Genomic DNA, 23,316 nt, shown 5'->3' on the forward strand with positions numbered 1-23,316 from the left:
GGCGCTGGCTACGACATTGCGGCTGCCTCGCATGCGGCCATGACAAGAGGGGAAGCTTCCATGCCGACACGTCGTCTTGTTCTTCAGACCGGGCTTGCGACCATCGCCGCTCCGGCTCTCGTCAGGGCCCAGGGGCTCAGCGGCTCGATCACGCTGATGTCCTATTCCGGGATCTTCCAGGACAACTACGTGAAGGCGGTGGTCGAGCCGTTCCAGCAGGCCTTTCCCGGCGTGAAGGTGAACTATGTGCCGGGCGGCACCTCGGCCCAGATGGTCGGCAGCGTCCGAGCCCAGAAGGCTGATCCGCAGGTCGATGTGGCAATCATGGATGTCACCACCTCCAGCATCGGCAATATCGAGGGACTGTTCGAGAAGCTGACGCCCTCCGAAGTTCCGTCGCTGAACGAACTCCATCCGGAGGCCCGCGCGGCCGGAGGCGATTACGGCCCGGCCGTGACCTTCGACCATCTCGTGCTCGTCTATGACACGCAGAATCTGAAGCCGCCGATCGAGAAGCTCGCCGATCTCTGGCGGCCGGACCTCAAGGGGCAGGTCGCGCTTGCGGCGCCGCCGAACATCCAGGGGCTCGCGCTCACCGCAATGGTCGAGAAGATGGAGGGCGGCGACTACCGCAAGTCGATCGATGCGGCGATCAAGAAGCTGCGCGCTCTCGCCCCTTCGGTGAATACGTTCGAGCCCAATCCCGATGGCTATTCGCTGATCCTGAACGGAGTGGTGAAAGTCGCGACCGGCTGGAACGCCCGTGCGCAGCTCTATGGCGACCAGACCGGCGGCAAGATCGCCGCGTTGCTGCCGCCTGAAGGATCGGTCTTCCAGATCAACACCATCAACCTCACTGCCGGCTCGAAGAACAGGGCCGCCGCGGTTGCCTTCGTCAATTTTGCGCTGGCGCAAGCTGCGCAGAAGGCTTTCACCGAGCGGATGTTCTATGCGCCGACAAACGCCAAGGCAGCGATCGACGCCAAGGCGCTGGCGCGCACCGCTGCCGCCCCGGAAAGCCGGGGCCGGATGATCGGCGTCGACTGGAACGAGGTTCTGAAGATGCGCGACCAGTGGAACAATCGCTGGCGGCGCGAAGTCATCGCTGCGGCAGGTCGCTGAGCCGGGATCGCAGCCTGCCATGAGCTATCTCGAACTCGCCGGCCTGCAGAAGCGCTACCGCGATTCCGTCGCCGTCGATGACGTCGCGCTTTCGGTCGAGAAGGGCGAGGCCGTCGCTCTCCTCGGCCCCTCCGGCTGCGGCAAAACCACGACGCTGCGCATGCTTGCCGGCCTGATCGATCCCGACGCGGGCTCGATCCGCCTCGACGGTGCCGAGATCACGCGCCAGCCGGCTCATAAGCGCAACATGGGCTATGTCTTCCAGTCCTATGCGCTGTTTCCGCATCTGAGCGTTGCCCGCAATGTGGGCTTCGGTCTCGAGGAAAGGCGCGTGCCGCGCCCTGAGACGTCGCGGCGCGTCGAAGAGGCGCTCGGCATGGTGCGCCTTGCCGGCCTCGAGGGCAGGCGCCCCCGCGAATTGTCAGGCGGTCAACAGCAGCGCGTGGCGCTGGCGCGGGCGCTCGTCATTCGCCCGTCCGTGCTGCTGCTCGACGAATCCCTGTCCAATCTCGACGCCAAGCTGCGTGACGCGATGCGCCACGAGATTCGCGACATCCAGCGTTCGCTCGGCATCACCACGCTCTTCGTCACGCACGATCAGGTCGAGGCGCTGACGATGTGCGATCGGATCGCGGTGATGAAGCGCGGGCGGATCGAACAGATCGGCACGCCGGAGGATATCTACGAGCGGCCCGCGACCCGCTTCGTCGCCGACTTCGTCGGGCGCGCCAATGTGCTGCCGGCCTTGCGAAATGAGGCGGGCGCCATCAGCGTCTGGGGAGTGACCTTGCCGGCCACCGCTCCGGCCGGCGGCGAGATCGACGTCTTCGTGCGGCCGCAGCGCATCCGGCTCGCCTCAACCGGTGAACCGTCCGGCGAGGGCATGGTTCGGCTGACCGGCCGGGTTCTGCGCAGCGTCTTCGTCGGAGATCATGTCGAGGTCATCGTCGAGGGGGCAGGGGGGCAGCTCAGCGTCGAGATGCAATCCGGCACGAAGCCGCCAGCGGCCGGGACCGAGGTCGCCGTGCTCTGGCAGGCCGGAGACACGCTGCTCTTCCCGCGCGAGGCAACATGACCGCCGGCTCGCGCCTGCCTTGGCTGGTCGTCCCGGCGGCGCTCCTTCTTCTCGCCGTCTATGTCTGGCCGACCCTTGGCCTGTTTCGCACCGCCTTCAACGAGGTCGGGCCGACGGGGGCGATGATCGAGGCCTGGTCGCTCAAGACGACCAGCGAAGTCCTCGCTGATTCCTTCACGATCGAGCTGACGCTCAACTCGCTCTGGCTCTCTCTGAGCGCGACACTGATCGCGCTGTGCATGGCCTATCCGGTCTCGCTGTTCCTGTTCCGGACGCAGTCGCGCTTTCGTGGCCTGCTGGCCGTGATCGCGATCATGCCGATGCTGGTCTCCGGCGTGGTGCGTGTTTTCGGCTGGCTCGCCATCCTGGGCGATCGTGGGCTCGTCAATTCCCTTGCTCAGTGGCTTGGGCTGATCTCGACGCCGATGCGCCTCGTCTTCAACTGGACGGGCGTCACCATCGGCCTCGCCGAGAGCATCATGCCCTACATGATCCTCGCGCTGCTCGCCGGTTTCGGCCGGCTTGACCGCACGCTGGAGGAGGCGGCGCGCAGCCTGGGCTGCACGCCGCTGCGCACGTTCCTGCGGGTGACCTTGCCGCTGAGCCTGCCGGCGCTCGCGCTCGCGGCGGGCCTGGGCTTCGTGCTCTCGATGTCGGCCTATATCACGCCAAAACTGCTCGGCGGCGGTCGGGTCTTCGTGCTGGCGACGGAGATCTTCGAGCAAGCGACGACGAACACCAATTGGCCGGTCGCCGCCGTACTGGCGATCTATACGCTCGTGCTGCTGCTGGCGCTGCTGGTGCTCTCCAATGTCGCGGCGCGGAGGCTGCAACGATGAATGGCGCCGGACCCGTCCTCTCGACGCTCGCAGGTATCGTCTACGCCCTGATCCTGGCGCCCATCGTTGTCGTCGTGGCACTCGCCTTCTCGGCGGACAATTTCATCCTGTTCCCTCCGTCCGGCTATTCGCTGCGCTGGTTCCAGCAACTCGCCGGCAACACACCGCTGCTGAATGCCGTCGTCCTCAGCGCTCAGATCGCCTGCGTGGTCACGGCGCTGTCGCTGCTGCTTGGCGTGCCGGCGKCGCTGGCGCTCGACAAGGGGCGGTTTCGCGGCCAGGAGGCGCTGAAGAACTTCTTTCTCGCACCGTTGCTGCTGCCCACCTTGATTGTCGGCCTCGCGCTTCTGCTGTTCTTCACCCCGCTCAGGCTGACTGCGACCTTGCCCGGGCTTGTGCTCGGCCACATGACCGTGACCCTGCCTTTCGTGATCCGGATGATGACGACGGCGTTCTCGACGCTGCCGGATGATATCGAAGCGGCTGCCGCGACGCTGGGCGCGAAGCCCTGGCGGGTGATCTGGCGCGTGACGCTGCCGCTTGCCACGCCCGGCCTGATTGCCTGCGGTGCCCTGTCCTTCCTGCTGTCCTTCGACGAGACCGTGATCTCGCTCTTCCTCTCCGGTCCGCGCGCTTCGACGCTGCCGGTCGAGATGGTGCGCTATGTCGAAGGACGCACCGATCCGCTCGTCGCGGCCCTGTCGGTGATCCTGATCGTCGCGACCCTCATCATCGTCGTTCTGGTCGAACGTCTCGTCGGCGTCGCGCGCGCCGTCGGCCAATAGGAGAGAACCATGCCCGACTACCGCATCGAACCCATGCCGCAGCAGATCTCGCCGGCCCTTGCCGAGAAGCTCAGCCGCGTCGAAACCGCCACCATCGGCCATTCCCAGCACTGGGGATTCATGGACCGCGGCATCCAGCCCTTGCTGCGCAACAAGCGTATCGCCGGCGCAGCCGTGACGCTTGCCATTCCCGGGCAGGATTCGACGCTGCTGCACCACGCGCTCGGGCTTCTGCGCCCCGGCGACATCCTCGTGGTCGATCGACTCGGCGATGACAAGCATGCCTGCTGGGGCGGCGGCGTCACCGTGGCGGCCAAGGCGGCCGGCGCGATGGGCGGCATCGTCGATGGCCCCTGCACGGATCTGACCGAGATCGAAGACAGCGATTTCCCGATGTGGTGCCGCGGCATGTCGCCGATCACGACCCGGCTCTACAATCTCGGCGGCACGCTGAACCTGCCGATCTCCTGCGGCAATGTCGCGGTAAGGGCCGGGGACATCATCCTCGCGGACGAGTCCGGCGTGCTGGTGCTGCCGGCAGGAGAGGCCGAGGCGATTGCCGACGCGGCGCTGGCCCGGCAGGAGCGTGGCGAGCGCACTCAGGCGCGCGTCAAGGCCGGCGAGAAGCTTGGCGACATCTCCGGCGCCACCAAGATGGTGCTCGAGGCGCTGAAGCAGAACGGCTGAGGACAGACACGATGAACGCCCAGCTGCGCGGCCCGCGCGTCGCCAATTTCACCTGCGAGAAGCTGTCGGCCACCGGCTCGCGCGGCATGGTCGTCACCAATCATCCGCTCGCCTCGGCCGCGGGATCGCACATGCTGCTCGCGGGCGGCAATGCCATCGATGCGGCCATCGCCTCGCTGTTCGCGCTCACCGTCGTCGAACCGATGATGGTCGGCGTGCTCGGCGGCGGCGTTGCCCATATCCGGCTGGCTGACGGTCGTCATCTCGTGCTTGACGGTTTGTCGACCGCGCCGGGCAAGGCCAGTGCCGACATGTATGAGGCGCTGTCGCACGAGGTCGGCAAGGCGCGAGATACGCGTGACCGCGAGAACCTCGTCGGCCCCAAGGCCGTCGCGGTTCCCGGTGCGCTCGTCGGCTGGTGCGAGGCATTGGCGCGCTTCGGCACGCTGCCGCTCGCCGATGTGCTCCAACCTGCGATCCGGCTGGCCGAACGCGGGTTCGTGGTCAGCCCCTATCTCTCCGATTGCATCGCGGATTGCGCGCCGGATCTCGCACGCGATCCGGGCCTTGCAAAACTGTTCCTGCCCGGCGGAAAGGCGCTGCCGGCGGGGGAGCGGCTGGTTCAGGGCGATTATGCCGCGAGCCTGCGGCTGATCGCCGAAACCGGCCCCTCGGCGCTCTATGATGGCCCGCTCGGCGCGGCGCTAACCTCCTTCATGGCGGCCAATGGCGGGCTGATCGACCAGGCCGACCTCGCCGCCTTCAAGGTAATCGAGCGCGAGCCGGTTCGGGGTCGCTATCGCGGCTTCGAGATCCTCGGTCCGCCGCCGCCATCCTCGTCCGGCGTCCATATCGTGCAGATGCTGAACATCCTCGAGGGCTACGATATCGGTGCGCTCGGCTTCGGCTCGAGCGATGCCGTGCATCTCGTTGCCGAGGCCCTGAAGATCGCCTTCGCCGACCGGGCGGTGGCGACTGCGGACCCGGCCTTCGTCAAGGTGCCGATCGAGCGTCTGACGGCCAAGTCCTACGCCGATGAGCGCCGCGCCGATATCGACATGGCCCATACCAAGGCCTGGGCGGCCGGTCTCAGCGCCGGGGAATCCGCGAACACCACTCATGTCACCGTAGCGGATGCGGCTGGCAATGTGGTTGCGACCACCCAGACGATCAACGGCCTGTTCGGCGCCTGCACCCAGATCCCCGGCACCGGGATGCTGACCAACAACTATATGTATAATTTCGATCCACATCCCGGCCGCGCGCTCTCGATCGCGCCAGGCAAGCGGGTCTTCACTTCGATGGCGCCGATGATGGTCCTGCGCGATGGCAAGCTTGCCTTCGCGCTCGGCCTGCCCGGCGGCCTGCGCATCTTCCCCTCGGCACTGCAGGCGATCGTCAACCTGATCGACCACGGCATGAGCCTGCAGGAGGCCGTCGAGGCGCCGCGTGTCTGGACGGAGGGTGGAGCCCTCGAACTCGAGAGCGCGATCCCGGATTCGGTCGCCAGCGAACTGACTGCGCGCGGCCATCAGATCGCACGCGTGCAGCGTGTCGCCGGCGGCATGAATGCCATCGGCTTCAATTCCGACGGAACGCTCACCGGCGCCGCCTGCTGGCGCGCCGATGGCACGCCCGTCGCGATCTCCGGCGGGCTGGCGCGCGCCGGCGTCCGCTTCACCATTGCCTGATTTCGTTCAAGCCAATCGGACCATCATCATGTCAGAAACCATCGTCGTCCTCGATCCCATGGCGCCTGAACGCGCCGACAAGCTCAGGGCGCTCCTGCCGCCGGGTTTCGTCCTCACGCATGGCACGGCGCGCGGCGACGACCACATGAAGGAAATCATCGCGGAGGCCGAATACGCGATCGCGGGACAGGTCGGCGTCAATGCCGAGGTGCTGAAGGCGGCGAAGAAGCTCAAGCTGCTCCACAAATGGGGCGTCGGGGTCGATAATCTCGACACCCAGACCGCCAAGCAGCTTGGCATCAAGGTTGCCCGCACCACGGGCAGCAATGCCGTGCCGGTCGCCGAGTTCACGCTCGGGCTGATGCTTTCGGCCCTGCGTCATATTTCCTTCGGCCATGCCGAGTTGAAGAAGGGGGACTGGCGTGGCGGGCGCTTGCCGGGCGACACCTTCACCCTGTCCGGCAAGACGGTTGGCATCGTCGGCTTTGGCGCCATCGGCCAGAATGTCGCGAAGCTGCTGAAGGGCTTTGGCTGTACGATCCTGTATTCGAAGCGCCAGCCGCTCTCCGCCGCAGAGGAAGTCGAGCTTGGCGCGAAGCACGCTTCGCTGGCAGAACTGCTGGCGAAGTCCGACGTCGTCTCGCTGCATTGCCCCCTGACGCCGGAGACGGCGAACATGATCGACAAGTCTGCCTTCGCTGCGATGAAGAAGACGGCGGTGCTTATCAACGTGGCGCGCGGCGGCGTCGTCGCCGAGAACGACCTGATCGAGGCCTTGCGCGCGAAGGAGATTGCCGGCGCCGCGATGGACGTCTTCGAGATCGAGCCGCTGCCGGCTGACAGCCCCCTGCTCGGGCTCGACAATCTGGTGGTGACGCCGCATCTGGCGGCGATCGCATCCGACAATTTCGCCCCGACGGTGAAGCGGATGTTCGACAACATCGCCCGTGTCTCGCGCGGCGAGCCCGTGCCCGAGCGCGACAGCGTCGTCTGAGCCCGCGCGGGGCTGGAACAGGGAAGGCGGACATGACGAAACGCCTCGGCATCGGCTTGATCGCCCATGACCGCAAGAAGCCCGATCTTGCGGCCTGGGTGACGCGAAACATCCAGGTTCTGAGCGCGCATCGGCTTGTGGCCACGGCGACGACGGGTTCTGTGCTGAAGCAGAGCCACCCCGATGTCAGTGTCGAGACAGTGAAGAGTGGCCCGCTCGGCGGCGATCAGCAGATCGGAGCGATGATCGCCGAGGGGAAGATCGACGTGCTGATCTTCTTCCCCGATCCGCTTGCCGCCATGCCCCATGACGTGGACGTCAAGGCGCTGCTTCGCCTCGTTCTGGTCTACGATATCCCGGCCGCGTTCAGCCCAAGCACGGCCGACGCATTGATCATGTCGGACGTGTTCTCTCCCGCACGGCGGCGGTAGTCGGCTTCGGGTTCGCCCATCTCGCGATGGTCAGCGCCTTCGACACGCGCTCCATGTAGAGAAACAGCACCGGCGTGATGAAGAGCGTCAGCACCTGCGAGATCAGCAGTCCGCCGACCACCGCGATGCCGAGAGGTTGACGCAGCTCGGCGCTGGCGCCGGCGCCGAGTGCGATCGGCAAGGTGCCCATCAGCGCCGCCAGCGTCGTCATCAGGATCGGGCGGAAGCGCATCAGACAGGCGCGGTGGATCGCATCCTGAGAGGGCACGCCCTCGCGTTGCAGCACGAGCGCGACATCGATCATCATGATCGCGTTCTTCTTGACGATGCCGATCAGCATCAGCATGCCGATGATCGCGATCACCGACAGGTCGAGGCCGAAGAGACGCAGCGCGGCCAGGGCGCCGATGGCCGCCGATGGCAGGCCGGTCAGGATCGTCAGCGGATGGATGAAGCTCTCATAGAGGATGCCGAGCACGATATAGATCGTCAGGATCGCGCCGGCGATCAGCAGGCCCTGGTTGGCGAGCGAATCCTGGAAGGTCTTGGCGGTGCCGGCAAGCGTCGTCGAGAGCGTCGTCGGTAACCCAAGCTCCGTCTTGATGGTGTTGATCCTGGTCACGCTGTCGCCGAGCGCGACGCCCGCAGGGAGGTTGTAGGAAATGGTCACCGCCGGAAGCTGGCCGAGCTGGTTCACCGTCAGCTGCCCCGCCGTGCGCTCGACGCGGGTGAAGGAGCCGAGCGGGACAAGCAGGCCATTGCTGGCGCGCACGCGGATCGCGTCGAGCTTGTCGGCCGTCCAGCCAAGAGCGGGGTCGAACTCGACAACCACCTCATAGCTGTCTCCGGTGGTGAAGATGGTCGAGACCTGACGAACGCCAAAGCCGGAATACAGCGTCGAGCGCAGGGTGTCGGCGCCGATCTGCAGTGAGTTTGCCTTGTCGCGGTCGATGACCAGGGTCGCTTGCAGGGCGTTGTTCTGGAGATCGGTGGTGACGTCGGTGAAGGTCGCGCGATCCTGGCTCATCGCATCGGCGAGCTTCAGCGCCCAATCGTTCATCTGCGTCTGGTCGAGGCCTTGCACCACGAGCTGATATTGGCTCTTGGAGGCGCGCGCGCCGATATTGAGGTTCTGAACCGGTGTCATGAAGGCGTTGATGCCGGCGACCTGTGCGAGCTGCCTGCGCAGGTCGGAGAGCACGGTCTGCAGCGCAGGACGTTCGGTTCTCGGCTTCAACTCGACGAAGAGGCGCCCGGCATTGAGCGCGCCGCTGCCGCCACCGCCGCCTCCGCCTCCGACTGAGGACGCGACATGGCTGACATAGGGCGAGTTGCGGAAGACGTCGGCAACCTCCTTCTGCAGCCTTTGCATCGCGGGGAATGAGATATCCTGCCTCGCTTCCGTCGCGACCTGGAGCTGACCTATATCCTCTTGCGGGAAGAAACCTTTGGGCGCGGTCTGGAAGAGCCAGACCGTGCCGATCACTGTTGCGAAGAAGGCAGCAAGCATCAGCGGCTGCACACGCAGACAGAGAGTCAGCGCGCGGTCATAGCCGCGGAGCACGCTCTCAAAGCCGCGTTCGAGCACATGGCCAAGGCCGTGCTCGGGAGCGTGCTGGTCGGCGTTGGTCAACAGCCGCGAGCAGAGCATCGGCGTCAGTGTCAGGGACACGAAGGCCGAGGCGAGGATCGCGACGGTGACGACCACCGCGAACTCGTTGAAGATCCGGCCAATGACACCACCCATCAACAGCACGGGGATGAAGACCGCGACAAGCGAGAGCGAGATCGAGATGATGGTGAAGCCGATTTCGCGCGAGCCCTTGAGAGCTGCGTCAAAGGCTGAGAGCCCATCCTCTTCCATGTGCCGCACGATGTTCTCGAGCATGACGATGGCGTCGTCGACGACGAGGCCGACCGAGAGCGTCAGGCCAAGCAGCGAGATGTTGTCGATGGAGAAGCCGAGCACATACATCGCCGCGAGCGTTGATATGATCGAGATCGGCACGGCAACTGCCGGGATCAGGGTCGCGGTGAGCCTTCTCAGGAAGACGAAGATCACCATGATGACCAGAACGATGGTCAGCCCCAGCGTGAACTGAACATCCTCGACCGCGGCGCGGATCGAGGTCGAGCGGTCATTGAGCTGCGCCAGTTGCGCTGCCGCCGGCAACTGCTCGCGGAACGCCGGCAGCATGGCCTTGACCCTGTCGACGACGTCGACGGTGTTGGCATCGGGCTGGCGCTGCACTGCGAGCACGACGGCCGGCATGCCGTCATAGGTGCTGGCTGTCTGCGTATTCTCGACCGAGTCGATCACCTTCGCGACATCGCCGAGGCGCACGGGCTTGCCGTTGCGCGTGGCGATGATGACATCGGCGAACTGGGCTGCATTTGCGAGCTGTGTGCTGGCCTGGATCGTCAGCTGCTGCCGGTCGTTCTGCACCGTGCCGACCGGAGAATTGTCGTTGGCGGAGGTGATCGCATTCTGCAAGGTGTCGACGCCGATGCCGCGAGCCGCCAGCGCGGTCGGGTCGATGCGGATGCGCACCGCATATTTCTGGCTGCCGAAGATCAGGACCTGCGCAACGCCGTCGACAGTCGACAGGGCAGGCGAGATCACCTGCTGTGCGAAAGCATCGAGTTGCGAGAGCGGGATGATATCGCTCTTCAGCGCGAGCAGGATGATCGGCGCGTCGGCCGGGTTCACCTTGCGATAGCTCGGCGGCGCGGTCATCTCGATCGGCAGCTGCTTCTGGGCGCGCGCAATCGCGGCCTGCACATCGGCGGCGGCGGCATCGATGTTGCGATTGAGTACGAACTGGATGGCAATCGAGGTTGCGCCCTGGGAATTTGTCGTCGCAATGCTGTCGATGCCGGCGATCGTGGCGAACTGTTTGATCAAGGGCGTCGCGACCGAGGTCGCCATGGTGTCGGGAGAGGCGCCGGGCAGTTGCGCCGAGACGTTCACCACCGGGAATTCGGCGCGGGGCAGGGCCGCGACCGGCAGGAAGCGATAGGCGAAGAGCCCTGCGAGGACCAGCGAGACCGACATCAGGATGGTCGCCACGGGGTGGCGGATGCAGAAGCCAGAGATGCTCATGACCGACCTCCGTCGGCGATGGTCTCCTTGCCTGCCGCGGGCTTGGTATCCGCTCCGGGGGGAGCGCGCTCGCGGACGCGGGTTCCGGGCTTGAGCCGCATCTGGCCGTCGACGACCACGCGCTCGCCTGCCGCAACACCGTCCGTGATCACCGTCCTGTCGCCATCGACGAGGGCGATGCTGACCTGCCTCAGCTCGGTCGTGTCGTCCGGCTTGATGACATAGACATAGGAGCCCTTCTGCCCCACCTGCACGGCGACCGTCGGAATGATCGTGGCATTGTCGAGCCTGTCGGCCTCGACTGCGACATCGACATACTGGCCTGGCCAGAGCGAGAGGTCGGCATTGGCGAAAGCAGCCTTGGCCGCGATGGTGCCGGAAGCGATGTCCACACTGGAATCGACGAAGGTGAGGGTTCCTTCTGCCGGCGGGCGCGGCGAGTCGGCGGGTTTCGCGGTGACCTTGAGAACCTTGCCGGCCGTGAGCGCCGCTTGCAGCATGGGTACCTCGCGTTCGGGCAAGGTGAAGGCGACGCGGATCGGCTTGACCTGCGTGATCGTGACGAGGCCCGGGCCCGCGCTGTTGGCGCTGACGAGATTGCCCGGCGTGACCAGCACGGCGCCCGCTCGTCCATCGATCGGTGAGGTGATCTTGCTATAGCTCAGCTTGAGCATGTCTGACTCAAGCGCTGCCTTGTCCGCCAGGATCGTCGCGGCTGCCGTCTTCTCATCGGCAATACCCTGGTCCACGGATTGCTGCGTGCCGGCGTTCTTCGCCAGCAATTGCTGGAAGCGGGCAAGGTCGGCCTGGGCACGGTCATGGGTCGCCTGGTCGCGGGCGAGAGCAGCCTGATCCCTGGCAATCTGAGTGCGCAGATCGCGGTCGTCGAGTGTGAAGAGCAGGTCGCCGGCCCTAACGAATTGCCCGTCCTTGACGTGCTGCTCCATGATCTGGCTGTCGAGCCGCGATTTGACGGTGACGATCGCAGGGGATTCGACGAAGCCGATAGCCCGCTTATGTACGGGGACGTCGTCCGTTGTCGCCTTGGCGGTCACGACCGAAACGGGTGCTTCGCTGCGCGTCGTGGTGGCGCGGGAGCCGCCGTCCTTGCCCTGGTTTGCGCTTGGGAGCTTCAGCCACAGGCCGGCGCCGACGGCGCCCACGGCGAGAATGGCGATCACCCAGAGTGATTTTGAGCCTTTCATCGAGCCTACTCCGCGCAACTCAAAGGGCGCTGCCAGCAGGCACGCGACGCGCGGCTGGCTTCGTCTCGGCGCGCTCCGGGGCTCCGTGCCTCAGCCTGTCCCGGACAGATGCGAGTGTCGCGAGGGTCGTCGAGAGAGAAGGTTCGTCGATACTGTCGAGTACCTCGCCGGCGATCTCTGCGCGCAGCGCATCGAGATCGTCAACGAGCTTTCGACCCGCAGAGGTCAGGTGCAGGAGCCGTGCGCGTCGGTCCTGGGGATCAAGGCGGCGCTCGACGAGTTCCTGGCCTTCCAGCCGGTCAAGCAGGCGCGTCAACGAGATCGGTTGCAGCTCGAGCATCTCGGCGAGCGTGGCCTGATTGAGACCTTCCGCGCGGCGCAGACGAGCCAGCACGCTCCATTGCGCGCGGGTCGTGCCATTTTCCCGTGCGCGCTGGTCGACATAGCTGCGCAGTTGTCGGGAGGTCTCGAGAAGCTGGAAAACGAGTTCGCGCTTGAGTGGGCGCCGCATGCTCAGGCCTCCATATCATAAGCTAGCTCATGGTATGGAGGCGATTGCGGCATTTCGGCGTTGCGGTGGTGGAGATTTGAAGTCGAAGCCGATGTCAGGATGCAGGGTGAGGAGGCTGCGGCACCCGGGCCGGCTTCGACTGCCCGACATGACACGCCAGTTCCGAGAAGGAGAGCGGGGAGTCCCCGGTATTCCTCAAGGCGGCGCTCAGAAAGCGCACGGGGAATGTGACGGCGTCGGCATTGCTCTCCCGGAGTTGGCCCATGCGTCTGTGGTCGGAGCGGAGGCTCGTTTCCGCACGGTCCAGCGCCCACTCGACCTCGGCTTCCTCGACAAGTCCCTTGCGAACCAGCAGGCGCGTGAGTTCGGCTACGGCGACAAGCAGGCCTTCTAGCTGCAGGTTGGCTGTATTCATCGCGAACTCCCATCTGGACCGTGGGCTGCGAGGCCGGCGGCGGCCGCCACCTCAAGTCTGGTCAAAACCCGCCTATGCCTGGTGGCAAGGCTCGGACAGCGCAGACGATCCTACGCTCAACTCTGGCCGGGGCGAAGCAGCAAGCAGGATGCAGCGCGAGCCTTCGTAACGAAGGGCGCCTTTCACACCAAAGAGCAGACAAGAATTCAGCTCGAGGCTTCGATGCCTGCGATGGTGATCAGCCCAGCCAAGGCTAGCCCTGACCAGACAAACTCAGCGAAAAATCCGTGGGTGGGAATACTCCCGGTGAGGACCGAAACGATGCCTCCGCAAAGGACGACTGCCGAGGCGAACACCACGCCATTCATGACCGCAACCTCCCGCATTTCGCCGCAAACGCCGCAGCGACGCAAAGGTTCCGCCTGCTGTCGGAATTTTTCTCGCGGCGGCCGGAGAAGAACCCGGGCGGAGCGTCAGAGGAAGGAAGGGCAAGTTCACGTTCGTTCGGCATGACGGATTCTTGTGCGGTGATCGTGCGGCAGATTTGGGTTTTTGGGCTGCATTCCCCAACGGCAAACGGCAATGGAGAATTGGTTGCTCGTATCTAGAGGCTGTTCGTAAAGAATCTTCCAAATCGATCGTTCGTTTAAACAGACAATTCTATTGACCGGGGCCGGTCCAAGCTCGATGCTTTCTGCACGATATCAGGCGGTCTTCGTAAGCGGCGAAGGCTCGCTCGGCCAGTCGTGAGAGCGTTATCGCGGACGTTCCCTGCCCGAACGTTCGCAATTCTGCGGCGAACCTGCCTCAGTGCTTTGGTGTCATACTTCTCAATACTGCCTCACGGACATCCGGATCATGCCGACGACTGCCAATGACCGCGCCGCTGACCATGCGATCGATCCACTCTTTCTCGAACGCTGGTCGCCTCGTGCATTCAGTGACGATGAGATCAGCGAAGCCGAGTTGCTCTCTCTGTTCGAAGCCGCGCGCTGGGCGCCATCCTCGTACAATTCCCAGCCCTGGCGTTTCATCTATGCCCGGCGTGCCTCCGCCCATTGGCATCGGCTGCTAGGCCTGCTGAATGCGTTCAATGCGTCATGGGCCAAGGACTCGGCGGCACTCGTCGTGATCGTCTCGAAGTCGACGCTTGCCGTTCCGGGCAAGGTCGAGGAAATCGCCTCCCACACTCATTCCTTCGATGCCGGTGCGGCCTGGGCCCATCTCGCATTGCAGGCGACCCGCTCGGGTTGGCAGGCGCATGGCATGGCGGGGCTCGATCTTGAGCGGGCTGCGGTGGAGTTGAATGTTCCCGGCGGCTATCGGGTCGAGGCGGCCGTCGCCATCGGCAAGGTGGGCGACAAGGCGCAATTGCCCGAGGCACTGCAGGCCCGCGAGGTTCCGAGCCAGCGCAATCCGCTTTCGGCCAGTGTCTTCGAAGGCGCCTTCCCGGCTGGCTGAGGGGACGAGATGAGCGGTCTTCATTCGCCTGGCCGCCTTCGCGTCGGGGTCCATGCCAACAACCTGCATCTGCGCCTTGCGCGGCTGCTCGCGGAGAGGGAGGGCGATCAGCGCTGGGCGTTCGTCGACTATGCCGATGGCCGCGCGACCGGAGAACTGCTCGCCGGCGGCGAGATCGAACTCGGCGGCACCGGCTCGACGCCCCCGCTGACCGCGCAGGATCTGGGGCTCGAGGTGGTCTATCTCGCGGCCTCTCAACCGCGCCCGGCCAATGGTGCCATCCTGAGGCGGAAGGACGAGGCTGAGGTCGCATTGGCAGGCCTCAAAGGCTGCCGGATCGCCCTCGTCGAGGGCTCGTTCCATACCTATCTGCTGGCGCATCTCGCCGAACGGGCTGGCCTGGGCCTTGCGGATTTCAACCGCATCGATCTTTCGCCAGTGGCTTCGGCAAGGGCTCTGCGGCAGGGCGAGGTCGCGGCCTGGATCGCGATGGATCCTCACCTGCCTGTGGAGCTGGATCGAGGCGGGCTTGTCGCCATGGCGGATACGCGAGGCGTCATCCCAAATCGCTCTCTGTTCTGGACGCATCGTCCGGTCCTCGATCGGCGGCCGAACCAGATCGCCGCCTTCCACAAGCACATCGCGCGCATCGCGAGCTTCGTTGAGGACCATGCAGAAGCGGCTGCTCGCCAGCTCTCGGCATCGGGGGATGTCGATGAAGCGCAATGGCTCGCCGTTCTGCGCTCGCGCGATTGGCGCATCTCTGCGATCGACGCCGCCGTTCTGGCCGAACAGGAGCAGGAGGCCGCCTGCCTCGTCCGCCATGGCATTCTTCGGCGAGCGCTCGGCCTCTCCCGGTTCGAAGACGCCGCCGCTTCGGCTTAAGCATCACTGCAAATCATGAGACAAAGCCTATGAATGTGCTCTGGTATCTGACCGCCCCTGACGGCCGCTATCCCTGGAAGAAGGACGGCGCCCGCAAGATGGATCATGCCTATCTGCAGCAATTGGCGCGGGCCTATGATCATCTCGGCTTCACTGGCGCGCTGCTGGCGACCGGTGCGCATGACGTCTGGGTTCTCGGCGCATCGCTGCTGCCCTTCACCGAGCGAATGCGCTTCCTGACGGCGATCCACCCCGGGCTGATCCCGCCGGTGCTGCTGGCCAAGATGGCCGCGACCTTCCAGGAATTCTCCAAGGGGCGGTTGCTGCTCAACATCGTCTCGGGCGACGCCAAGATGCTCGGCGCCTATGGCATGCTGCTGCCCCATGACGAGCGCTACGTGATGGCCGACGAATATCTCACTGTGTTCCGGCGCATCCTCGCCGGCGAAACGGTGACCTTCAAGGGACGCCATGTCGAGACGATCGAGGCCAAGCTCGCTCTCTCGGGTGCTGATCCGATCGTGCAGCCCGATCTCTGGTTCGGGGGCTCTTCCGAGGCTGCGATCGAGGTCGCTGCCAAGCATGTCGATACCTATCTGTCCTGGGGCGAAACCCCGGACGAGATGGCTGCAAAGGTCGGGCATGTGCGGGCGCGCGCCGCGGCCCATGGCCGCGAGTTGAACTATGGCATCCGGCTCTATGTGGTCGTCCGCGAGACCGACGAGGAGGCCTGGGCGGCGGCTCAGGATCTCCATGATCAGATGGACGACGCCGCCATCGCGGCCAATGCCCGTTTCGTGGCCGGCACGGATTCAGTCGGGCAACAGAAGATGACGGCACTGCATGGCGGGTTGAAGCCCAAATTCGCGCGTGACCTCGAGATTGCGCCAGGACTTTGGGCTGGGTTGGGGCTCGTGCGTCCCGGGCCCGGCACTGCAATCGTCGGCTCGCCCGAGACCGTGATCCGGACGTTGCGCGCCTATCAGGCGGCGGGCATCGAGACCTTCATTCTGTCCGGCATGCCGCTGCTCGAGGAAGCCTACCGCTTCGCCGAACTGGTCTTGCCGCATCTCGACGTGGCAAGAACTCCCCGGGCGGGCTCGGCCTTCACCTGGTCCAACCTGTTCGACCGCGACCTCTCAGCGAAAGCCGCAGGCTAAGTCATGATCCTCGACGAACGCACCTATGCCATCAAGCCCGCCCATGTGCGCGATTATCTCGACCTCTATGTCCGCGAAGGCATGGAACTGCAGGTCTCGCATCTCGGCCATCTGATCGGCTGGTTCACCACCGATACCGGCGTGGTCAACGAGGTCGTGCATATGTGGCGCTTCGAGGATGCCGGCGACCGCGAACGTCGGCGTGCCGCAATGGAAGCCGACCCTGCCTGGCAGGCCTTTCGCGCCAAGGCTGCGCCCTATGTTCTCGAGATGCGAAGCCGTATCCTGCGGCCGACCGCCTTTTCGCCCCTGCGCTAAGCTCCTGGCGAACGCGTGATGACAACCTTGGCTGATGTGAGGGCGGAAACGCCCGGGCTTTTGCGTCGCCCTGCCGCGCGCGCGCTGTCGCGCCTCGTCTCGGTCCTCGAGATTGCGGGCGCGGCGTTGCTCGCGATCCTGTTCAGCGTGGTCATTGCGGCTGTCATTCGTCGGTATGTCTTCGGCGGCGGCTTCGTCTGGTCGGACGAGTTGGCGATCTGGCTTCATGCCGCGCTGATCGCCATCGGAGCGCCGCTTGCCGCGACCAGCGCGCTTGCCATGCGGCTCGATGTCATCGTCAGGCTGTTGCCGGCCTCGGGACAGCGAGGGGCGGCGATCCTGGCCGATGGTTTTGCCGTGCATGGCTCACTCGTGCTCGCGCTTGGCGGCGCCGGGGTCGCGGCGCAGGTCGGCGGCGTCTCGACCGTGCTGGGCTTGCCGGAGTCGCTGCGCTTCGGCGTCTTCGCGATCGGGGGCGGACTGACGCTGCTGGTCGTTCTGGCTCGCGCTGCTTTGGACCGCTCCTGGCTCTCGGCAGCGCTTTCGCTTGCGGTCGGGACCGGCTCCTACCTGCTGGCGCAGCAGGTCACCGGGCTCTTCGTCGAGCCACCGAGCCTCATCGCCGCCGGATTTGCCGGGCTTGGCCTGATCCTGGGCGCGCCTCTGCCATTCGCGCTGCTGGCCGGCGTCTCGCTGACAGGGGCCTTTGGCGGGCTGCTTCCCGAGCCAGCGATCGTGCAGAACACGGTCTCCGGGATCAGCAAGTTCCTGCTGCTCGCGGTGCCCTTTTTCCTGTTAGCGGGCGAGTTGCTGACCGAAGGCGGCCTTGCGGAACGGCTCGTGCGCTTTGCCGGCGCGCTCGTCGGGCACCTGCGGGCGGGCCTCGCCCAGACGGCGCTCGTCGCGAGCGTCCTGTTCTCAGGGGCGTCGGGTTCTTCGGTGGCGAATGCCGCCTTCGGGGCCAAGGTGATGGCGCCGACGCTGATCGCCCGTGGTTATCCGCCGGCGCAGGCTGGCGCGATCGTCGCCGGCGTCTCGATGCTGGACAATATCATCCCGCCCTCGATCGCGTTCCTGCTGCTGGCGACTGCGACAAACCTTTCGGTCGGCTCGCTTCTGGTTGGCGGTTTTATCGCTGGTGGGGTGTTGGCGCTGGCTCTCGCCATCGGCATTCATCTCAGCGTGCGCAATGTCGTCGACGCTGCGCCGAAGGCGACCGGTGTCGAGCGCGTGCGAAGCTTTGTCGGGGCGCTGCCCGCGATCGGACTCGGGATCGTCGTGGTGGTCGGCATCCGCTTCGGCGTGGTGACCGTGACGGAAGCGTCTGCGCTCGCGGTGGCCTATTCGTTGGTGACCTGCCTCGCGCTACGGAGCTTGAATGGTCGCACCGTCTTCGCCGCCTTGCGGAAATCGGCGACGGAGGCAGCGGCCGTCGGCCTGCTCATCGGAGCCTCCGCGCCGTTTGCCTTCATGCTCGCGGTCGACCGGGTCTCGGACCAGATGGCAGCCCTGGTGACCGCTCTCGGCGCCGGTCCCTATGCGGTGATCCTGCTCGCCAATCTCGTGCTGCTGGCGGCGGGGCTCTTCCTCGATATCGGCGCTGCGATCCTGCTGCTCGGTCCGCTGCTGTTGCCGGTCGCCGTCGCGGCCGGACTGGACCCGATCCAGTTCGGCGTCATCCTCGTCGTCAACCTGATGATCCACGGGCTGACGCCGCCGCTCGGCATCCTCGTCTATGTCGTCAGCGGCATCTTGCGCATTCCCGCGGGCTCGGTCTTCCGCGCTGTGCTGCCCTTGCTCGGCTCGCTGCTGGTGGCGCTCGCCGTTCTCTCGCTCGGTGCAGCCGTCTGGCCGTCGCTCCCGCTTTCCATCAAGGAGTTCTTCTGATGTCGTTGACCCGCCGCCAAGTCGCCGCAGGCCTGCTTGCCGCGCCCGCGCTCCTCTCGGCTCGTGCGGTCCATGCCGCTGGCCGGCCGGTGACCGTCGCCTCGCTCTTCGGCGAGGACAAGCCAGAGACGAAGATCTGGCGCAGGATCGCGGAGACGCTGAACAGGACCGCGCCCGGCCGCTTCGATCTGCGCATCGTCGGCAACGCGGCACTCGGCGGCGAGAAGGAGGTCGCGGAAGGGATCAGGCTCGGTTCGGTCCAGGCCTCGCTTTCGACGATCTCGGCGCTCTCCTCCTGGGTGCCGGACGGCCAGATCCTCGATCTGCCCTTCCTGTTCCGCGATCGTGGCCATCTCAAGCGCGTGCTTGATGGTGCGCTTGGCGCCGAACTCAAGGCGAAATACGAGGCGCAGGGTTTTGTCGTGCTCGGCTTCATCAATTACGGCGCGCGCCACCTGTTGGCGAAGGAGCCGTTGACGACGCCTGAATCGGTCAAGGGCAAGCGCATCCGCGTAATCCAGAGCCCGCTTCATACCGAGCTCTGGTCGGGACTCGGCGCCTATCCGACGCCGATTCCGATCCCCGAAACCTATAACGCGCTGAAAACCGGCGTCGTCGATGCCATGGACCTCACCAAATCGGCCTATGTCGGCTTCAAGCTGCACGAGGTCGTGCCCTATCTGATCGAGACCGGGCATATCTGGGCGAGCGGCGTCGTCTATGTCTCGGCGTCCTTCTGGAAGGGGCTTACGGCGGAGGATCGCAAGGCGCTGTCCGAGGCGGCAGCCGAAGGCACGTCCTATTTCGATGACCTCATCCTTGCCGACGAGGAGGCATCGATGGCCAAGGCGCAATCCGAGGGGGGCAAGCTCGTCCAACCGGAGGATCGTCCAGGCTGGGAGGCCGGTGCCCGCAAGGTCTGGATCTCATTCGCCCCGAAGCTCGGCGGCATCGAGAAGATCGAAGCGATCGCCAAGGTGGAGTGATCGCGCCCGCCTCGCTTTCTCAGGGATACTGGCGGGCCGTGCTGCTGAGGCTGCGTGAGGGATAGCGCAGCGAAACATCGAACGGATTGAGGCTCGCGCCGAGCGTCGCGGCCTCCCGCTGGAGAATCCGCGCGACATTCGGGCCCCGCTCGTCGCTGAGGCGCTCCGCCAGAGTGCCGATGCTGAGCGCCGCGACGGCGCGGCCTTCTGCATCGAAGACCGGCACGCCGAGGCCGGCCATGCCCGGGATCAGCCCGGTATTGAGGCTGACCCAGCCCAGCTCGCGTGCCTCGGCCAGCGCGATGCGCAGGCCGGCCTCGTCCAGAAAGCCGCGATCGAGCAGACGCGGGATATTGAAGCGGATCACGGCCTCGCGTTCGTCCTCGGGAAGATGCGCGAGAATGGCGAGGCTGCCCTGTCCAATGCCGAGCGGCACCTTGCCGCCGATATCGCCCGTGAAGGACCGGATCGGGAAGGGGCCTTCGACCCGATCGAGACAGACAGCATCGTAGCCGTTGCGGACCAGCAGGAAGATGGTGTCGTGCAGCGTCGCCGAGAGGCGCAGCAGTACCGGCCGTGCAAGATCGCGCAATCCGCTGGCCTGGCCGGCGCGGGCCGCCAGCACGAAGAAGTCCAGGGCCAGCCGGTAACGCTTCCCACCGGTGACCTGCTCGGCGAAACCTTCCGCGATMAGGTCCTGCAAGGCGCGATGCGCCGTCGGCTGGCTGCAGCCTGCCGCCTCGGAGAGGTCCTTCAGGCGTATACCGGCCGGATCCGCTGCCGCGAGGATGCGCAGGAGACCGAGCGCGCGACGCAGGCTCGATGTCGCTTCGGCTGAATCGTTCATTCGGTTGTCCGAATTTGCATTTCGATGTCCTTTAGAAAATTCCATATGTCGAAATTAAGTCAAATGAAATTCTCTTCTATGAAATTATAAATTGACGAATTCGTGCCCCTGCCGCCTCCTTGCGCCGTTGCAGATCGGCGCCCCGTTCGATGCTCCCGGGGTGTCTACCAGGCGAGGTGGAGATGGGCTTCCTGACGCTGGCGTCGCTGAGCAAGGTCTATGGCGATCACGCCGCGGTGCGCGATGTCGACCTCAGCGTCGCCAAGGGCGAGTTCGTTTCGCTGCTCGGTCCGTCCGGCTGCGGCAAGACCACGACGCTTCAGATGATCGCCGGCCTCGTCGAACCGACAGGCGGAAAGATCGCTCTCGACGGGCGCGACATCACCCGTGAGAAGCCGAACACGCGCGGTCTCGGCATCGTCTTCCAGAGCTATGCACTGTTTCCGCACATGACCGTGGCGCAGAACGTCGCCTTCGGCCTGGAGATGCGCAAGGTCGCCCGCGCCGAGCGCGACGAGCGCGTCAAGACGATGCTCGGGCTGGTGCATCTGGCCCAGCTTGCCGACCGATATCCGCGCCAGCTTTCGGGCGGCCAGCGCCAGCGCGTCGCGATCGCGCGTGCACTGGTGATCGTGCCCCCGGTGCTGCTGCTCGACGAGCCGCTTTCCAATCTCGACGCCAAGCTGCGCGAGGAAATGCAGTTCGAACTGCGCCGGATCCAGCAGAGCGTCGGCACGACGACGATCATGGTCACGCATGACCAGGCGGAAGCCTTGTCGATCAGCGATCGGGTGGTCGTGATGGAGCAGGGTCGCATGACCCAGATCGATGCGCCCTACCGGCTCTATGAGCGCCCGGCTACGGCTTTCATCTCCTCCTTCGTCGGCAAGATGAACCGGCTGGACGGCATCTGGCGAGGGCACGGCCCCGCCGGAACACCGCAGATCAACGGCGTGTCCCTGCCTTGCGAGCAGGCGAGCTTCCCGGACGGCCAGACGGTCGCGCTCTCGCTGCGTCCTGAAAAGATCCTGCTGCGGTCGCAGGGCCAGGGCCGGCTCGACGGTACCATCGTCAATCGCTTCTTCCTCGGTAGCTACTGGCTCTTCACCGTCGAGACGCCGGTTGGAGCGCTCTCTGTCTCGGTTCCCAACCATGGCGAAGAGCCGGCAGGCGAGGGCGATGCCGTTGCACTGGACTGGACGCCTGCGAGCCTGCGGGTCGAGGCCGTTACCGCTACGACCGGAGCCGCGGCATGAGTCGGGCCCGCTCGGCGCTGACGCCCTGGCTGCTGGTCTCGCCCGGCGCCCTGCTGTTCCTGGCTCTGGTCATCGTCCCGCTGGTGCTGACGGTGATTTTGTCATTCCACGTCTATGACCACGGCACGGGCATCAAGAACGAATTCACGTTCGCCCACTACCTCGCGGTGGTCACGGACGATTATTATCTCGGTATCTTCTTGCGGACGCTGCGCGTGGCTGCTCTGACGACACTGCTCTGCGCGCTGATCGGTGTGCCCGAGGCCTATATCCTGGCGCGGATGCGCGATCCCTGGCGCTCCGTCTTCCTGCTGGTGATCATCGGGCCGCTGCTCGTCTCGGTGGTGGTGCGTGCCTTTGGCTGGAGCATGCTGCTTGGCTCGACCGGACTGGTGAACCAGGCACTCCAGGCGCTTGGGCTTGGCACCGTGAAGCTGCTCTACACCGAGACGGCGATCGTGATCGCGCTTGTCCACGTCATGCTGCCCTTCATGGTCATCCCGGTCTGGACTTCGCTGCAGAAGCTCGATCCTTCCGTCGAGGCTGCCGCCTGGACGCTTGGCGCCTCGCGTTTCACCGCGCTGCGCCGGGTGGTGATGCCGCAGGTCAGCATGGGCATGCTATCTGGCAGCCTGATCGTCTTCGGGCTCTCGGCCAGCGCCTTCGCGATCCCCGGCCTGCTTGGTGGCCGCCGGCTCAAGATGGCGGCGACGCTCGTCTATGACGAGTTCATGCATGAGCTGAACTGGCCGCTCGGCGCCACGATCGCGATCATCGTGCTCGTCGCGAACCTCATCATCATGCTGGCCTATAACCGCATGGTCGAAGCCCGCGCCCGCCGGACCCTGGGATAAGCGCCATGCAGAAAAATGGTCCGATCGCGCTCGCCTTCCACACGCTCGTCGTCGCCTTCGTGCTGGCGCCGCTGCTGGTCATCTGCCTCGTCGCTTTCACGCCCGAGAACACGCTCTCGATCCCGACCACCAGCTTCTCGCTGCGCTGGTTCCGCGAGATCTTCGTGCACCCGGATTTCGTCGCCTCCTTCGTCAACAGCCTGTGGCTCGCGACACTGTCGGCAACGATCGCGATCGCACTCGCCGTGCCGGCCGGGCTCGCCATCGACCGCTACGACTTTCCCGGCCGTGATGGGCTGAACGCGCTCTTCCTGTCGCCGCTGATCATCCCGCATCTCGTCCTGGGCGTGGCCTTCCTGCGGCTCTTCGCCCTGATCGGCGCGACCGGAAGCTTCACCTGGCTGGTGGTCAGCCATGTCATCATCGTCACGCCCTATGTGCTGCGGCTGGTCCTTGCGGCGCTCTCGGGCATGGATCGCAGTGCCGAGCAGGCGGCGATGACGCTCGGCGCCTCGCACTGGACGGTATTCCGCCGCGTCACCGCGCCGATGATCCTGCCGGGCATCACCGGCGGCTGGCTGCTCGCCTTCATCAACAGCTTCGACGAGCTGACGATGTCGATCTTCGTCACCTCGCCGGCGACCGTGACCTTGCCGGTCCGTATGTACATGTACGCGACCGAATCCATCGACCCGATGATGGCGGCGGTCTCGGCGCTGATGATCGCGCTGACGGCCGGCGCGATGCTGGTGCTCGACCGCGCGTTCGGGCTCGACAAGATCCTCGTCGGACAGAAGTGAGCGC

At 65.4% G+C, this 23,316-nt stretch carries 23 protein-coding genes; 17 read left to right on the forward strand and 6 right to left on the reverse strand.

Going from position 1 to position 23,316, the window contains the following annotated elements:
- Nucleotides 1-60: 60 nt before the first annotated feature.
- From AC1DGP_RS12625 to AC1DGP_RS12660, 8 genes are read left to right on the forward strand one after another with little or no spacing between them, the layout of a single operon-like run.
- Nucleotides 61-1,122, forward strand: a complete 1,062-nt coding sequence (locus tag AC1DGP_RS12625) for an extracellular solute-binding protein (protein WP_441505859.1) — start codon at nt 61-63, stop codon at nt 1,120-1,122.
- A gap of 19 nt (nt 1,123-1,141) precedes the next feature.
- Entirely contained in the window at nt 1,142-2,197 is a 1,056-nt protein-coding gene (locus tag AC1DGP_RS12630; protein ID WP_441505858.1) for an ABC transporter ATP-binding protein, read from the forward strand.
- A complete protein-coding gene (locus tag AC1DGP_RS12635) occupies nt 2,194-3,036 on the forward strand; it encodes an ABC transporter permease (protein WP_441489847.1) in 843 nt (280 codons plus the stop codon). The genes AC1DGP_RS12630 and AC1DGP_RS12635 overlap by 4 nt, the downstream gene beginning before the upstream one ends.
- Nucleotides 3,033-3,821: an ABC transporter permease gene (locus AC1DGP_RS12640; RefSeq protein ID WP_476832196.1), complete on the forward strand. Its 789-nt coding sequence runs from the start codon at nt 3,033-3,035 to the stop codon at nt 3,819-3,821. Before AC1DGP_RS12635 ends, AC1DGP_RS12640 begins: the two co-directional genes overlap by 4 nt.
- A gap of 9 nt (nt 3,822-3,830) precedes the next feature.
- On the forward strand, nt 3,831-4,508 hold the full coding sequence (locus tag AC1DGP_RS12645) for an RraA family protein (protein ID WP_441505856.1): 678 nt from the start codon (nt 3,831-3,833) through the stop codon (nt 4,506-4,508).
- 11 nt (nt 4,509-4,519) lie between these two features.
- On the forward strand, nt 4,520-6,199 hold the full coding sequence (gene ggt / locus AC1DGP_RS12650) for a gamma-glutamyltransferase (protein WP_441505855.1): 1,680 nt from the start codon (nt 4,520-4,522) through the stop codon (nt 6,197-6,199).
- 28 nt (nt 6,200-6,227) lie between these two features.
- Nucleotides 6,228-7,193 (forward strand): 2-hydroxyacid dehydrogenase, encoded by a 966-nt coding sequence (locus AC1DGP_RS12655; RefSeq protein ID WP_441505854.1) that lies wholly within the window; start codon nt 6,228-6,230, stop codon nt 7,191-7,193.
- Nucleotides 7,194-7,225: 32 nt separating this feature from the next.
- Nucleotides 7,226-7,624, forward strand: a complete 399-nt coding sequence (locus tag AC1DGP_RS12660; RefSeq protein ID WP_441505853.1) for a methylglyoxal synthase — start codon at nt 7,226-7,228, stop codon at nt 7,622-7,624.
- Here AC1DGP_RS12660 and AC1DGP_RS12665 read toward each other — a convergent pair.
- From AC1DGP_RS12665 to AC1DGP_RS12685, 5 genes are all read right to left on the reverse strand, one after another.
- Complete coding sequence (locus AC1DGP_RS12665) at nt 7,587-10,727, reverse strand: efflux RND transporter permease subunit (protein WP_441505852.1); 3,141 nt, start codon at nt 10,725-10,727, stop codon at nt 7,587-7,589. The two genes, AC1DGP_RS12660 and AC1DGP_RS12665, sit on opposite strands and share 38 nt — an antisense overlap.
- On the reverse strand, nt 10,724-11,932 hold the full coding sequence (locus tag AC1DGP_RS12670; RefSeq protein ID WP_441505851.1) for an efflux RND transporter periplasmic adaptor subunit: 1,209 nt from the start codon (nt 11,930-11,932) through the stop codon (nt 10,724-10,726). The genes AC1DGP_RS12665 and AC1DGP_RS12670 overlap by 4 nt, the downstream gene beginning before the upstream one ends.
- Nucleotides 11,933-11,951: 19 nt before the next feature.
- Nucleotides 11,952-12,443, reverse strand: a complete 492-nt coding sequence (locus tag AC1DGP_RS12675; RefSeq protein WP_441505850.1) for a MarR family winged helix-turn-helix transcriptional regulator — start codon at nt 12,441-12,443, stop codon at nt 11,952-11,954.
- Between the two features lie 94 nt (nt 12,444-12,537).
- Nucleotides 12,538-12,858 carry a hypothetical protein gene (locus tag AC1DGP_RS12680; RefSeq protein WP_441505849.1) on the reverse strand — a complete coding sequence of 107 codons (321 nt, stop codon included), beginning with the start codon at nt 12,856-12,858 and terminating at the stop codon, nt 12,538-12,540.
- A 206-nt stretch (nt 12,859-13,064) separates the two neighbouring features.
- Entirely contained in the window at nt 13,065-13,226 is a 162-nt protein-coding gene (locus tag AC1DGP_RS12685) for a hypothetical protein (protein WP_441479381.1), read from the reverse strand.
- 490 nt (nt 13,227-13,716) lie between these two features.
- On the opposite strand from AC1DGP_RS12685, the gene AC1DGP_RS12690 reads away from it, so the two are divergent.
- From AC1DGP_RS12690 to AC1DGP_RS12715, 6 genes are read left to right on the forward strand one after another with little or no spacing between them, the layout of a single operon-like run.
- Entirely contained in the window at nt 13,717-14,319 is a 603-nt protein-coding gene (locus tag AC1DGP_RS12690) for a nitroreductase family protein (RefSeq protein WP_441489856.1), read from the forward strand.
- A 9-nt stretch (nt 14,320-14,328) separates the two neighbouring features.
- Nucleotides 14,329-15,204, forward strand: coding sequence for an ABC transporter substrate-binding protein (locus tag AC1DGP_RS12695; RefSeq protein WP_441489857.1), 876 nt, complete (start codon nt 14,329-14,331; stop codon nt 15,202-15,204).
- Nucleotides 15,205-15,233: 29 nt separating this feature from the next.
- Nucleotides 15,234-16,364, forward strand: a complete 1,131-nt coding sequence (locus AC1DGP_RS12700) for an LLM class flavin-dependent oxidoreductase (protein ID WP_441489858.1) — start codon at nt 15,234-15,236, stop codon at nt 16,362-16,364.
- 3 nt (nt 16,365-16,367) lie between these two features.
- A complete protein-coding gene (locus tag AC1DGP_RS12705; protein WP_043235378.1) occupies nt 16,368-16,682 on the forward strand; it encodes an NIPSNAP family protein in 315 nt (104 codons plus the stop codon).
- 18 nt (nt 16,683-16,700) lie between these two features.
- A complete protein-coding gene (locus AC1DGP_RS12710; protein WP_441489859.1) occupies nt 16,701-18,569 on the forward strand; it encodes a TRAP transporter large permease in 1,869 nt (622 codons plus the stop codon).
- Entirely contained in the window at nt 18,569-19,555 is a 987-nt protein-coding gene (locus AC1DGP_RS12715; RefSeq protein WP_441489860.1) for a TRAP transporter substrate-binding protein, read from the forward strand. The genes AC1DGP_RS12710 and AC1DGP_RS12715 overlap by 1 nt, the downstream gene beginning before the upstream one ends.
- Nucleotides 19,556-19,574: 19 nt before the next feature.
- Here AC1DGP_RS12715 and AC1DGP_RS12720 read toward each other — a convergent pair whose 3' ends face one another.
- Nucleotides 19,575-20,402 (reverse strand): IclR family transcriptional regulator, encoded by an 828-nt coding sequence (locus AC1DGP_RS12720; protein ID WP_441489861.1) that lies wholly within the window; start codon nt 20,400-20,402, stop codon nt 19,575-19,577.
- 182 nt (nt 20,403-20,584) lie between these two features.
- On the opposite strand from AC1DGP_RS12720, the gene AC1DGP_RS12725 reads away from it, so the two are divergent.
- From AC1DGP_RS12725 to AC1DGP_RS12735, 3 genes are read left to right on the forward strand one after another with little or no spacing between them, the layout of a single operon-like run.
- Entirely contained in the window at nt 20,585-21,658 is a 1,074-nt protein-coding gene (locus AC1DGP_RS12725) for an ABC transporter ATP-binding protein (RefSeq protein ID WP_441489862.1), read from the forward strand.
- Entirely contained in the window at nt 21,655-22,512 is an 858-nt protein-coding gene (locus AC1DGP_RS12730; RefSeq protein ID WP_069880418.1) for an ABC transporter permease, read from the forward strand. The genes AC1DGP_RS12725 and AC1DGP_RS12730 overlap by 4 nt, the downstream gene beginning before the upstream one ends.
- 5 nt (nt 22,513-22,517) lie before the next feature.
- Nucleotides 22,518-23,312, forward strand: a complete 795-nt coding sequence (locus tag AC1DGP_RS12735) for an ABC transporter permease (RefSeq protein ID WP_113519132.1) — start codon at nt 22,518-22,520, stop codon at nt 23,310-23,312.
- The last annotated feature ends 4 nt before the right edge of the window (nt 23,313-23,316 follow it).

This window comes from Allobosea sp. 05T433, from assembly GCF_056396065.1.